The 12,443-nt window shown below is 67.5% G+C and carries 11 protein-coding genes; 7 read left to right on the top strand and 4 right to left on the bottom strand.

Annotated features, from left to right (window positions below; all coding sequences use genetic code 11):
- Positions 1-28 precede the first annotated feature (28 nt).
- Positions 29-1,030: a LysR family transcriptional regulator gene (locus tag M673_RS18550; protein WP_082639830.1), complete on the bottom strand. Its 1,002-nt coding sequence runs from the start codon at positions 1,028-1,030 to the stop codon at positions 29-31.
- 103 nt (positions 1,031-1,133) lie between these two features.
- Between M673_RS18550 and M673_RS18545 the strand changes: the two genes are divergently transcribed.
- Both M673_RS18545 and M673_RS18540 read left to right on the top strand, forming a co-directional pair.
- Positions 1,134-2,354 (top strand): acyl-CoA dehydrogenase, encoded by a 1,221-nt coding sequence (locus M673_RS18545; RefSeq protein ID WP_061978183.1) that lies wholly within the window; start codon positions 1,134-1,136, stop codon positions 2,352-2,354.
- Positions 2,354-3,508 carry a CaiB/BaiF CoA transferase family protein gene (locus M673_RS18540; RefSeq protein ID WP_061978182.1) on the top strand — a complete coding sequence of 385 codons (1,155 nt, stop codon included), beginning with the start codon at positions 2,354-2,356 and terminating at the stop codon, positions 3,506-3,508. The genes M673_RS18545 and M673_RS18540 overlap by 1 nt, the downstream gene beginning before the upstream one ends.
- Before the next feature lie 3 nt (positions 3,509-3,511).
- On the opposite strand, the gene M673_RS18535 is transcribed toward M673_RS18540, so the two are convergent.
- Positions 3,512-4,504, bottom strand: a complete 993-nt coding sequence (locus tag M673_RS18535; protein ID WP_062215162.1) for a phosphotransferase — start codon at positions 4,502-4,504, stop codon at positions 3,512-3,514.
- Between the two features lie 381 nt (positions 4,505-4,885).
- Here M673_RS18535 and M673_RS18530 point away from each other — a divergent pair, with 381 nt between their 5' ends.
- The gene (locus tag M673_RS18530) at positions 4,886-6,220 is read left to right on the top strand and encodes an aspartate aminotransferase family protein (protein ID WP_061978180.1); all 1,335 of its coding nucleotides are present in this window, start codon (positions 4,886-4,888) and stop codon (positions 6,218-6,220) included.
- Here M673_RS18530 and M673_RS18525 read toward each other — a convergent pair.
- Positions 6,217-6,906 carry a GntR family transcriptional regulator gene (locus M673_RS18525; protein WP_061978179.1) on the bottom strand — a complete coding sequence of 230 codons (690 nt, stop codon included), beginning with the start codon at positions 6,904-6,906 and terminating at the stop codon, positions 6,217-6,219. The two genes, M673_RS18530 and M673_RS18525, sit on opposite strands and share 4 nt — an antisense overlap.
- Positions 6,907-7,012: 106 nt before the next feature.
- Positions 7,013-8,305, bottom strand: a complete 1,293-nt coding sequence (gene hisD / locus M673_RS18520; RefSeq protein ID WP_187301340.1) for a histidinol dehydrogenase — start codon at positions 8,303-8,305, stop codon at positions 7,013-7,015.
- Between the two features lie 133 nt (positions 8,306-8,438).
- Between hisD and M673_RS18515 the strand changes: the two genes are divergently transcribed.
- The 4 genes from M673_RS18515 (at position 8,439) to M673_RS18500 (ending at position 12,442) form a co-directional block, all read left to right on the top strand.
- Complete coding sequence (locus M673_RS18515) at positions 8,439-8,987, top strand: cupin domain-containing protein (protein ID WP_061978177.1); 549 nt, start codon at positions 8,439-8,441, stop codon at positions 8,985-8,987.
- 95 nt (positions 8,988-9,082) lie between these two features.
- A complete protein-coding gene (locus M673_RS18510; protein ID WP_061978176.1) occupies positions 9,083-10,132 on the top strand; it encodes an ABC transporter substrate-binding protein in 1,050 nt (349 codons plus the stop codon).
- A 73-nt stretch (positions 10,133-10,205) separates the two neighbouring features.
- The gene (locus tag M673_RS18505; protein ID WP_061978175.1) at positions 10,206-11,267 is read left to right on the top strand and encodes an ABC transporter ATP-binding protein; all 1,062 of its coding nucleotides are present in this window, start codon (positions 10,206-10,208) and stop codon (positions 11,265-11,267) included.
- On the top strand, positions 11,264-12,442 hold the full coding sequence (locus M673_RS18500) for an ABC transporter permease (RefSeq protein ID WP_061978174.1): 1,179 nt from the start codon (positions 11,264-11,266) through the stop codon (positions 12,440-12,442). Before M673_RS18505 ends, M673_RS18500 begins: the two co-directional genes overlap by 4 nt.
- Position 12,443 lies beyond the last annotated feature (1 nt).

Raw genomic sequence — 12,443 nt, 5'->3', positions numbered from 1 at the left:
TCGTCCTCGTCGTGCTGGCGGTCGCCTTCTATTCCGGCAGCGGCGGTCCGTCCGTCACGGTCGGCCCCGGGGGCACGACGCCGGCGGACGGCTCGCGCGCGCCCGTGCCGTCCGGGGCCGTACCGGCCAATTGAGACGGCGCCTCCGCCGCGAGCTCCGTCAGCCATCGCAGGAACGTGCGGAAGGCGGAGCGCTCCACGCTGCGCTGGGGATAGACCAACGTATAAGGCGGCGCGAGGCTGAGCGTGCGGGGCGAGGCGGGCACGAGAAGCCCGGCCTCCAGCTCGCGGCGGACGGCGAAGTCGGGCACCAGCGCCACGCCGAGCCCGGCCACGGCGCCTTCCACCACGGTGGCGAACTGGTCGAAGCGATGGCCGCGCAGGATGTTGCGAACGTCGAGCCCCGCCTCGCGAAACCATTCCAGCCAAAGCGTCGGCCGCGTCGCCTGCTGCAGCAGGGGCAGCGCCAGAAGCGCACCGGCGTCCCGCACCGCCCCGCCCTCCATCAGACGCGGACTGGCTACGGGCACCAGCCGATCCGTTTCGAGCATCAGAGCGCCGAACCCAGCCGGCCCTTGCGCCGTGCGCAGGATCGAGGCGTCGAACCCGTACCGCTCGTGATCGACGGGAAGCAGGCGCGCGGCGAGGTTGAGGCTGATCTCCGGCGCGGAAGTCGAAAAGCCTTGCAAGCGCGGCGTCAGCCAGCGCGAGGCGAAGGTCGGTAGCACGGCGAGATTGAGGATGTCCCGCCGCCCGCCGAAGGCCATGGTCTTGACGGTCGCCTCTTCCAGCCGGGCCAGGATGCCGGCCGCGTCCACCGCGAAGAGACGACCAGCATCGGAGGGCACGAGGCGCTTTCGCACACGGTGGAACAGCGGCACGCCGAGCTTCTCCTCCAGCAGGGCGAGCGATCGGCTGACCGTGCTCTGGGTCAGCGACAGGCTGTCGGCCGCCGCCGTCACCGATCCCTTTTCCATGCAGGCGACGAAGGCGCGCAGCTCCGCGACCGTGGGATGATGGACGTTGCGCATGGAGGTTGATCGACTTTCCCGATGAACTCAGAAACGATTGTCGTTTGAACAAGGGCGGCGCGCAACGTTACATGGCGCTTCCGATGCCCCCGAAGGAGCAGCCATGTCCGCCGCCCCGACCACCAAGCCCGACCATTCCGCCGCGCCCGCCGCCTTCGACTGGGCCGATCCGTTCCATCTCGCCGAGCAGCTCAGCGACGACGAGCGGATGATCTTCGAGACGGCGACGCAGTTCGCCGAGGAGCGGCTGCGACCGCGCGTGGTCGAGGCCTATGCCAGGGAGACGGTGGACGCATCGATCTTCCGCGAGATGGGCGAACTCGGGCTTCTCGGCGTCACGCTGCCGGAGGACTATGGCTGCGCCGGCGCCTCCTATGTCGCCTATGGGCTGGTGGCCCGCGCCGTGGAGCGGGTGGATTCTGGCTATCGCTCGATGATGAGCGTGCAATCCTCGCTCGTCATGTATCCGATCCATGCCTATGGCACCGAGGCGCAGCGGCAAAAGTATCTGCCGAAGCTCGCTTCCGGCGAATGGATCGGCTGCTTCGGCCTGACCGAGCCCGATGCCGGTTCGGACCCCGGCGGCATGCGCACCAAGGCCGAGCGGATCGATGGCGGCTACCGCCTGTCGGGCGCCAAGATGTGGATTTCCAATTCGCCGATCGCCGATGTCTTCGTGGTCTGGGCGAAATCGGCCGCGCATGACGGCGCGATCCGTGGCTTCGTTCTGGAAAAGGGCATGAAGGGCCTGTCCGCGCCGAAGATCGAGGGCAAGCTGTCGCTGCGCACCTCGGTGACGGGCGAGATCGTTCTGGACGGAGTGGAAGTCGGCGAAGACGCGCTGCTTCCCAACGTGTCGGGCCTGAAAGGGCCGTTCGGCTGCCTCAACCGGGCGCGCTACGGGATCTCCTGGGGCGCGATGGGCGCGGCGGAAGATTGCTGGCACCGGGCGCGAAGCTACACGCTGGAGCGCACGCAGTTCGGCCGTCCCCTGGCACAGACGCAGCTCGTCCAGCGCAAGCTCGCCGACATGCAGACCGAGATCGCGCTGGGTCTGCAAGGGGCGCTGCGCGTCGGCCGCCTGTTCGACGAGGGCCGCATGGCCCCGGAGATGATCTCGCTGGTGAAACGCAACAATTGCGGCAAGGCGTTGGCCATCGCCCGCGAGGCGAGGGACATGCATGGCGGCAACGGCATCATGGGCGAGTACCACGTGATGCGCCACGCGCAGAACCTGGAAACGGTGAACACCTACGAGGGCACGCACGACGTTCATGCCCTGATCCTCGGCCGGGCGCAGACCGGCCTGCAGGCTTTCTTCTGATGCCATCGGAGGGCAAGGCGGACGCGCCGCTCAAGGGCCTCAAGGTTCTGGAACTCGCCCGCATCCTGGCCGGACCCTGGATCGGCCAGACGCTGGCCGATCTCGGCGCGGAGGTGATCAAGGTCGAGGCGCCCGCAGGCGACGACACGCGCCGCTGGGGTCCGCCCTTCGTCACCCACGGAGGCGAGCGGGTGGCGGCGTATTTCCACGCTTGCAACCGGGGCAAGCGGTCGCTCGTCGCGGATTTCGCCATGGAGGAGGACCGCGCGCTGGTGCGACGGCTGGCGCTCGAGGCGGACGTGCTGGTGGAGAACTTCAAGGTCGGCGGGCTCGCCAAATACGGACTCGACTACGAGAGCCTTTCGGACGGCAATCCGCGCCTCGTTTATTGCTCCGTCACCGGCTTCGGTCAGGACGGGCCCTATGCCGCGCGGGCCGGCTACGATTTCATGATTCAAGCCATGAGCGGCATCATGGACTTGACCGGCGATCCCGAGGGCGAGCCGCAGAAGATCGGCGTCGCCTTCGCCGACATCTTCACCGGCCTCTACGGCACGATCGCGATCCAGGCCGCCTTGGCGCGGCGCGAGCGCACCGGGCGCGGCGACCGGATCGACATGGCACTGATGGACTGCATGACCGGCGTCCTCGCCAACCAGGCGTTGAACTATTTCGCCAGCGGCGTGGCGCCGATGCGGCTCGGCAACGCCCATCCCAATATCGTGCCCTACCAAAGCTTTCCCGTCGCCGATGGGCATGTCGTGATCGCCTGCGGCAACGACCGGCAGTTCGCCCGGCTGGCCGCCGAGCTTGGCCTATCGGAGCTCGCAACGGACGAACGCTTCGCCACCAACGAGGCGCGTGTCGCGAACCGGGCGGTTCTGGTGCCTGTCATGACGGAGCGGCTGGCGCGCCGCTCGCGCGACGAGTTTCTGGCCGCGCTGGAGCGCGAGGGCGTGCCCGCCGGGCCGATCAACACGCTGGCCGATGTCTTCGACGATCCGCAGGTGACCCATCGCGGCCTGCGGATCGCGCCGGGCGGGGTGCCGGGACTGCGCACGCCGATCCGCTTCGGCGAGGCCGGACTGTCGCTGGACCGCCCCTCGCCGGTGCTGGGCGAGATGGATCGGGCGGGCGGTTTCGACCACGGTTAAGGTCTACGCATAGCCGCAGGCCCGGCGCAAGATCGACTGAGCCTCGGCGCGGGGCAGGGCGGCGCAACGGGTCATAGCGGCGCGCGCCCGCGCGTGGTTGCGCAGGATATAGGCGGCGTTGTCGGGATAACGGCTGGCGCGCCATTCCCCGATCGTGATGGTCATCGCATGGCGGGCGGCGATGAGATCGAAAAGCTGATCGACCTCCCGTTCGGGCACGGGATGGACCGCGTGATAGCCTGCCAGCAGCTCCGCCACGAAGGCGAGCGGCGGCCCATCCTCCGCCACCTGATAGGCGCAGGCGATGGCGAGATCGTAGATCGCTGAGGTCGAGACGAGATCGCCGAAGTCGAGAATGCCGGTGACCCGGTCGCTGTCGTCCGGCGCGACTAGGAGATTGAACGGGTTGAAGTCGTTGTGCACGACCTGCGTGCGAAAGCCCGGCGCCAGCGGCAGGATTTCGTCGCGAAACCGCAGGAAGGCCGCTTCCACCCGCTCGCGCAAGGCGTCGTCCCCGACATGGGCCGTGAGCGGAATCAGTTGCGGCACGCGCCTCAGATCCCAAACAATCTCGTGGTCGGCGGCCGGATGGCGAAAGTTCGACAGCGCCTTGGCGAGCTGGCCGAGCGCGGTCCCGAGTGCGCGCATCTGCGGCGCGGTTTGGGGCGTGCCGAAAAGCGGGCGGCCGGGAAGCCAGGTCAGGAGCCGGGTGAAATGCGGCTGACCGTGCTTCTCCGCTAGGAATTCAGACGCGCCGTCCAAAGTCGGCACGAGGCGAGAGGCCGGCACATCCGGCGCGATCCGTTCGAGGTGTTCGAGCGCGCGGTTCTGGAACTCGGAGACGGCGGGGTCTTCCGCCGCATTGGCGATCTTGAGGACGAAACTTTCGCCGCCCGAGGCATCGACTCGCACGGTGAGATCGCGCTCGCTCGTCAGAAACGAGGCGCGCCCGGCGAGCCCATAGCGCGCCGCCACCAAGGCCTCGATCTCGCTCAAGGAAAAGTCCGGCGCGCTCGTCGTGAAGGCGTTTTTTGCTTCTTTTGCTCCGTCGGAACCTGTGGACATGAGGGATGGAGACTCCGAAGGGTGCGCGAGAGGGGGACGGATCAACCCTATGTGGCAAGACGCTCAGATGAGGACGACATGATTTGCTATCATGATATATCATATACCGGCCGCCGATCAATCGGTTTAGTCCATATCTCGGCCGGCGTTCACACGATCAGCCAAGCAAGTCACGGCCGGCACTTTCCACACTTCGGTCAATGATATATCATGCATCAAACCCAAGAGCTCGAAGGCCCTTGCTCGCCCTGCTCGCACCCTAGCGACCAAGCGCCAAAAGCCTTCGCCTCACGCCCGCTGGAGTCGTGCCTCATGAGTTCCGCCGCCGACCTCGCCATGCCGAACGCCTTCGTCCCCGGACGCGGCGACGTTTCGCCGGAGAACGCGGGTTTGATCGAGCGCCGGGCGCGCACGCTGGGGCCGGCCTATCGGCTGATGTACGACTCGCCGCTCCATCTCGTGCGCGGCGAGGGGGTCTGGCTTTATGACGAGACGGGCCGGCGCTTTCTCGACGCCTACAACAACGTCACCTCGATCGGCCATTGCCACCCCCGCGTCGTGGAGGCGATCCGCGCCCAGGTCGGCACGCTCGCCACCAACACGCGCTATCTCCACACCGCGATCCTCGACTATGCCGAGCGGCTGACGGCGACCTTCCCCACGGACCTTTCCCAGGTCATGTTCGCCTGCACGGGCAGCGAGGCGAACGATCTCGCGCTGCGCATCGCCAAGGCGCACACGGGCGGACAGGGCGTGATCGTCACCGAAAACGCCTATCACGGGATCACCGAAGCCGTCGCCGCCTTCTCGCCCTCGCTGGGCGCCTCGGTCGATCTCGGCGCCCATGTGCGCACCGTGCCGGCGCCCGACCGCTATCATCTGGCCGGTGAGGACGTCGGGGCCGCGTTCAGACGCGATGTCGAGGCGGCGATCCGCGATCTCAAGCGCCATGGCATCAAGCCGGCAATCCTGATCGTCGACACGCTCTTCACCAGCGACGGGGTCCTGACCGGCCCCACCGGGTTCCTAGTCGGCGCGGCGGAGGCGATCCGCGCGGCGGGCGGTCTCTTCGTCGCGGACGAGGTGCAGCCCGGCTTCGGGCGCACGGGCGAAGCCATGTGGGGCTTCGAGCGGCATGGCGTGGTGCCGGACATGGTGACGCTCGGCAAGCCCATGGGCAACGGACAGCCGATTTCGGCGGTCGTCATGAAGCCGGAGGTGGTCGACCGGTTCGGCCGCAACGCGCGCTATTTCAATACGTTCGGCGGCAATGCCGTGTCCTGCGCCGCCGCCATGGCGGTGCTCGACGCGATCGAGACGGAGGGCCTGCAGCTCAACGCGCTGGAGACCGGGCGCGCGCTTCTCCACGGCATCGAAGAAGCCTGCGCCGGGGTCGAGGCGGTGGGCGACGTGCGCGGCGTCGGGCTGTTTCTGGCGGTGGAGTTCGTCGAGGACCGCGCGAGCCGGACGCCCGACCGCGAGCGCGCCTCGCGCGTCGTCAACGCCATGCGCGAGCGCGGCGTTCTGATCTCGATCTCGGGCAAGAACCACAACAGCCTGAAGATCCGCCCGCCGCTCGTCTTCACCCGCGAGAATGCCGATCTCTTCGTGTCCGTTCTCTCCGACTCGCTGAAAGCGACGGCTTAAGTCGACGTCTTGGCCTTACCGTCGCGTGAGGCTTCCAGCGCTTCGAGATGCGGGATCAGGAATCCGCCGGCGACGGTGAGATCGGCGATGACGCTGGCGCGCGCGGTCTTGGGCTCGCGCCGGTCCAGCGCCCGCAGCAGCGCCTGATGCGCCTCGTTGGCCTTGGGCTCGTAGGCCGGCGCGCCGAAGAGCTCCTTCATATAGGGGCCGGTCTCGCTCCAGAGATCCTGGATCAGCTGGAACAGGCGCGGCGAACCGCATTCGGAATAGATCGCGAAGTGAAAGGCTTGGTTCTCTCGGCGGTAGGCGTCGTGATCGCGCCGCTCCAGACTGGCGTCCATATCGGAGACGAGCTTGGCGAGCTTTCGCAAGGCAGGCTTGCCGAGGCGCGGCGTGGCGAGTTCCGCCGCCAAGCCCTCCAGCTCGCAGCGGATGCGCGCGATCTCGGCATATTTCGCCGCCTCCAGGCCCGGCACGGCAATGGAGCGGTTGGGCAAGAGAACCAAAAGACGCTCGGCCACCAGCCGCTGCAACGCCTCGCGCACCGGCGTCGTCGAGATGCCGTAGCTCTCGGCCAGCGTGCGGATCACCAGGACCTGGCCGGGATGGAAGGACGCCGCCATCAGCCCTTCGCGGATGCGGTCATAGGCGAGGTCGTTGAGGGTTCGGTATTCGATCTTCGACAAGCAGGCGTCTCCGTGCGAAACCCTGCATATCATATATCGCGGCGCGAGCCCGCCTAAGCTTTCGGGGGAGGCACTGGGCGCCTCTCCCGCTCGGCCTCGCCAGCCGTCAGGCGAAAAGCTCGGGCTTCTCCAAGCGTAGCGCGGCAGCGCGGCGGTGGCCTTCCAGCCCCTCGCTGGCGCTCTGACGGACGGCGGGCGGGGCCACCGTCGCGACACCCTCGTCCTCCAGCCATTGATGGGTGGCGATCTTCACATAGGAGCCGACCCAGAGCCCGCCGGTGTAGCGCCCCGCGCCCATGGTCGGCAGCGTGTGGTTGGTGCCGCAGCACTTGTCGGAATAGACGACGCTCGCTTTGGTGCCGATGAAAAGCGAGCCGTAGCCCGACAGGCGCGCAGCCAGCCCCTTGGCGTCCCGCGTGTGGACCTGAAGATGCTCGGCGGCGATCCAGTCGGAATAGGCGATGAGGTCCGCCTCGCTCTCGCAGACCGTCACCTCGCCCTGTCGCTCCCAGGCGACGCGCGCGACCGCGGCGGTGGACAGCGTTTGCAACTGCCGCTCGACCTCGGCGATCACGGCGTCCGCCAGCGGACGATGGGTGGTGAGAAGGCCGACGCGGGTGTGAACGTCGTGCTCGGCCTGGGCCAGCAGGTCGATCGCGATGATCTCGGCATTCCCCGTCTCGTCTGCCAGCGTGTAGATCTCGCTCGGCCCCGCCAGCTGGTCGATGCCGACGGGTCCGAAGACCTGTCGCTTGGCCTCGTTCACATAGGCATTGCCCGGTCCGACGATCTTGTGCACCGCCGGGATCGACTCCGTGCCGAAGGCCATGGCGGCGATGGCCTGCGCGCCGCCGACCCGGAAGATGCGGTCCGCGCCCGACAAGTGACATCCGGCGATCATGGCCTCGGCCGCCGTCGGCGGCAGGCACGCCACCACTTCCGCGCAGCCCGCGACCTTGGCCGGCACGATGGTCATGATCGGCGCCGAAAGCAGGGGATAGCGGCCGCCCGGCACATAGGCGCCGACCCGCGCGACGGGGATGACGCGGTGGCCGAGATGCAGGCCCGGCCGCAGCTCGATCTCCAGCGGCAGCATGGTCTTCAGCTGCGCCTCGGCGAACGCGCGCACGTTGCCGATGGCGAATTCCGTGTCGGCCCGGGTCTGCGGGTCGAGCTTTGCCACCGCCGCCTCGCGCTCCTCCAGCGTCACCTCGAACGCCTCCGGCTCGATCTTGTCGAAGGCCTTGGAGTAGCGCCGCAGCGCCGCGTCGCCTTCCTGACGAACGGCCGAGAGAACCTCCGCGACGGTGCCCGACACGCTGGTTTGCGTCTCCTTGTCGGCCTGGGGCGCCTTTACGAATGTGAGTCGCTTGCGAAGGGCTTCAATCTCGGGCGCCATGTCACTCATCCTTTGCCGCTGTTTGCGGCAGAACGCTCGCAGACGCAGCACGAAGGGACAATGGCGCCGCGCGCCGCTGTCTAGTATCGTCACCAGACCGCAGAGCCCTGAAGGGCCGAACCTGGAGATGGGAATGCCCGCCATTGGAGCCGCGATCCGGGAGCTCAGACGCCGCCGACAGCTGACGACGCGCCAGCTCGCGGTGCGCTCCGGCATCTCGCATTCCACCATCTCGCTTCTGGAGCGGGACCGGCTAAGCCCCTCGGTCGATACGCTGAGCGCCATTCTCGAAGCCATGGGCTCGACGCTCACCGGCTTCTTCTCCGAGATCGGCGACCGGCTGCCCCATTCGCCCTTCTACCGCGCCGACGATCTGCCGGAAATCGGGCGAAGCGACGGCATTTCCTACCGCATGGTCGGGATCAACCATCCCAACCGCCGCCTTCTGATGCTGCACGAAACCTATTGCCCCGGCGCCGATACGGGGGATGCCTTCTCGCACAAGGCGCAGGAGGCCGGCATCGTGCTCAAAGGCCAGGTCGAGGTCACGGTCGGCGATCAGGCGCGCCGGCTTCAGGCGGGCGACGCCTACTACTTCGACAGCGAGACGCCGCATCGTTTCCGCAACGCCGGCGCCGAGCCGGCGGAACTGATCAGCGCGATCACGCCGCCGACCTATTGAGCGCCGTGGTGAGTTTTTCGACCAGCTGCGGGAAGTCGTTGCGCCCGTGCGCCTTCGTGCCTCAGGTTTGAATTCTTCAATTTGGGAGACGCTCGATGTCACGCAATGGAACTCGCAAACTCCTCGGTGGCCTCGTTGCCGCGACCTTGCTGATCGCCGCTCCCGCTTCGGCGCGGGACCTGACGGTGGTTTCCTGGGGCGGCAACTACCAGGACGCCCAGCGCACCATCTACTTCAAGCCCTTCAGCGAGAAGACCGGCAAGCCGCTCTTGGAAGAATCGTGGGACGGCGGCTACGGTGTCCTTTCGGCCAAGATGCAGGCCGGCACGCCGAACTGGGACGCGGTGCAGGTCGAGGCCGAGGAACTGGCGCTCGGCTGCGCCGACGGAATCTACGAGCCGGTGGACTGGTCGAAGCTCGGCGGCAAGGACAAGTTCATCCCCTCCGCCGTCAGCGATTGCGGCGTCGGCGCCATCGTCTGGACCACGGGCCTCGGCTACGATGCCGACAAGCTGAAGCAGGCGCCGACAAGCTGGGCCGACTTCTTCGACACCGCCAAGTTCCCCGGCAAGCGCGCGCTGCGCAAGGGGCCGAAATACGCGCTGGAATTCGCCCTCATCGCCGACGGCGTCGCGCCCAAGGACGTCTATACGACGCTCGCGACCCCGGCGGGCGTCGACCGCGCCTTCAAGAAGCTCGACACGATCAAGAAGGACCTCGTCTGGTGGGAGGCCGGCGCGCAGCCGATCCAGCTTCTCGCCTCGGGCGAAGTGGTAATGACCTCCGCCTATAACGGGCGCCTCGCCGGCATCAACAAGACCGAGGGCAAGAACTTCCAGATCGTCTGGCCCGGCTCGATCTACGCCGTGGACAGCTGGGTCGTGCTCAAGGGCTCGCCCAACAAGGACGCCGCCTTCGACTTCATCCAGTTCGCCAGCGAGCCGGCCAACCAGTCCAAGCTGCCGGACTATATCGCCTATGGTCTTCCCAACAAGGAAGCCGGCGCGATGCTGAAGCCGGACGTCGCCGCCAACCTGCCGACCGCGCCGGCCAACCTCGATGTCGCCATTCCGCTCGACACCGACTTCTGGGTGGACAATATCGAAGCGCTGACGGCCCGCTTCAACGCCTGGGTCTCTCAGTAAGACGTCTGGCGGGCCGGCTCTTCTGCCGACCCGCCGGACCGCCAAGGCTCCCGCAGCAAGCGAACAGGGCTCGATGAAGAACTTCATCCATTTCCACGACGTATCGAAATCCTTCGGCATGACGAAGGTCGTTGAGAACCTGGATCTGGAGGTGGAGAAGGGCGAGTTCCTGTCGCTGCTGGGGCCGTCCGGCTCGGGCAAGACGACGATCCTGATGATGCTGGCCGGCTTCGAGAACGCCACATCCGGCACCATTCGCATGGATGGCGAGCGCATCGAGGACCTGCCTCCGCACAAGCGTGGTATCGGCGTCGTGTTCCAGAACTACGCCCTGTTTCCCCATATGACGATCGCCGAGAACGTCGCCTTTCCCCTGCAGATGCGCCGGCTCGGCAAGGCGGAGACGCAGGAGCGCGTGGCGCGCGCGCTCGACCGCGTGCGCCTCGGCCATCTCAGCGAACGCCGGCCCGACCAGCTCTCCGGCGGCCAGCAGCAGCGCGTGGCGCTGACCCGCGCCCTTGTCTTCGAGCCCAAGGTCGTCCTGATGGACGAGCCGCTCGGCGCGCTCGACAAGCAGCTGCGCGAAGAGATGCAGCTCGAAATTCGCGAGCTGCACCGCCAGCTCGGCCTCACCATCGTCTTCGTCACGCACGACCAGGGCGAGGCGCTCACCATGAGCAACCGCATCGCCATCTTCGACAAGGGCCGCATCTCGCAGATCGGCACGGCCTCCCGGGTCTACGACCATCCCGAGAACGCCTTTGTCGCGCAGTTCATCGGCGAGACCAATCTCCTGCCCGCAAAGGTCGAGCGGCGCGACGGAGAGAGGCTTCTCATCGATCTCGGCGAAGGCGCGCGGCTGGAGGCCGAAGGGCCGGCCGGGCTGGAGCCGGGTGCCAGCGTCATGCTCTCGGTGCGGCCCGAGCGGCTGCATCTGCGCCCCCAGGCCGAGAGCAACGCCATCGAGGCCGGCGTCGACGACGTCGTCTATCAGGGCGATCATCTCCGGCTGCATCTCTCGCGCGGTGCCCTGCGCTTCGTCGCGCGTTGCGAGCGGACCGCCGTGCCCCCCGCTCTGGGCTCGCGCACCTGGCTCTCGGCCGCGCCGGCCGACTGCGCGGTGTTTCCGGCATGACCAGCGCCGGCTCGTCCCTTCGCAGCGTGGCACTGATCGCGCCGCTCTTCCTGTTTCTGGGCTTCTTCTTTCTCTGGCCGCTCTGGACGATGATCTCCGTCTCCATGCGCGATCCCGCCGTGGCCTCGGCCCTGCCACAGACCGCCACGGCGATTACCGGCTGGAGCGGGGAGGGGGTTCCGGCGCCGGAGGTTCAGAGCGCGCTCGCCAACGACCTGCGCGGCGTGCAGGCGATCGAACTCGGGGCGGCGGTGCGCCGCCTCAACAGCGAAGTCTCCGGCTTTCGCTCGCTGATCCCCAAGACCCAGCGCGCCGTGAAGGACGCGGCCGAAGGCGCGCCGGTGGATCTCACCGCGCTCGACCCGCGCTGGGCCGACCCCGCCTTCTGGACGGCGATCCGCAACGCCTCCTCCGCCTTTACCGACCGCAATCTCCTGGCCGCCGCCGATCTCGGGCGGGACGACACGGGCGCGATCGCCGAGCTGCCGGCCGGCAGTTCCGCCAACCGGCTCATCATCTCGCGCACTTTCGTCATCGCCGGCACGATCACGCTCTGCTGTCTCGCCATCGGCCTGCCCTATGCCATGCTGATGGCGGCGACCTCGGGCTGGAAGCGAAACGTTCTGATGTTGGCAGTTCTCTTGCCACTCTGGACCTCGCTTCTCGTGCGCACCGCGGCCTGGTTCATCCTCCTGCAGGATCAGGGTCTCATCAACGGCGCGCTGGTGCGCCTCGGCCTGTCCGACGCGCCACTGCCGCTGATCTTCAACCGCACCGGCGTCGTGCTCGCCATGACGCATGTGCTGCTGCCCTTCATGGTGCTGCCGATCTACAGCGTCGTGAACGCCATCCCGAAGACGCTGATGCCCGCCGCCGCCTCCATGGGCGCGCCGCCGTTCGCCGCCTTCCGCCGCATCCTCCTGCCGCTCGCCATGCCGGGCATCCTGTCGGGCTCGCTGCTCGTCTTCATGGTGGCCATCGGCTACTACATCACGCCGGCGCTGGTCGGCGGCCCGAACGACCAGATGATCTCCTCCATCATCGCCTTCTACGCGCTGCAGACGGCGAATTGGGGTATGGCCGGGGCGCTGGGGCTGATCCTGCTCGTGGTGACGACGGCGCTTTATCTCGTCTATGGCCGGCTGTCGCGCGCCGGCTCGCCGCTGGGGGCCTGAG

Source organism: Aureimonas sp. AU20 (genome assembly GCF_001442755.1).
In the GTDB taxonomy this organism is placed as follows: Bacteria; Pseudomonadota; Alphaproteobacteria; order Rhizobiales; family Rhizobiaceae; genus Aureimonas.
This window is presented reverse-complemented; position numbering and strand designations above follow the sequence as displayed.

Coding starts and splice junctions, on each gene's coding strand:
- M673_RS18550 (WP_082639830.1), bottom strand. CDS start 1,030: ATGCGCAACGTCCATCATCCCACGGTCGCGGAGCTGCGCGCCTTCGTC.
- hisD (WP_187301340.1), bottom strand. CDS start 8,305: ATGGCGCCCGAGATTGAAGCCCTTCGCAAGCGACTCACATTCGTAAAG.
- M673_RS18505 (WP_061978175.1), top strand. CDS start 10,206: ATGAAGAACTTCATCCATTTCCACGACGTATCGAAATCCTTCGGCATG.
- M673_RS18540 (WP_061978182.1), top strand. CDS start 2,354: ATGCCATCGGAGGGCAAGGCGGACGCGCCGCTCAAGGGCCTCAAGGTT.
- M673_RS18510 (WP_061978176.1), top strand. CDS start 9,083: ATGTCACGCAATGGAACTCGCAAACTCCTCGGTGGCCTCGTTGCCGCG.
- M673_RS18500 (WP_061978174.1), top strand. CDS start 11,264: ATGACCAGCGCCGGCTCGTCCCTTCGCAGCGTGGCACTGATCGCGCCG.
- M673_RS18530 (WP_061978180.1), top strand. CDS start 4,886: ATGAGTTCCGCCGCCGACCTCGCCATGCCGAACGCCTTCGTCCCCGGA.
- M673_RS18545 (WP_061978183.1), top strand. CDS start 1,134: ATGTCCGCCGCCCCGACCACCAAGCCCGACCATTCCGCCGCGCCCGCC.
- M673_RS18515 (WP_061978177.1), top strand. CDS start 8,439: ATGCCCGCCATTGGAGCCGCGATCCGGGAGCTCAGACGCCGCCGACAG.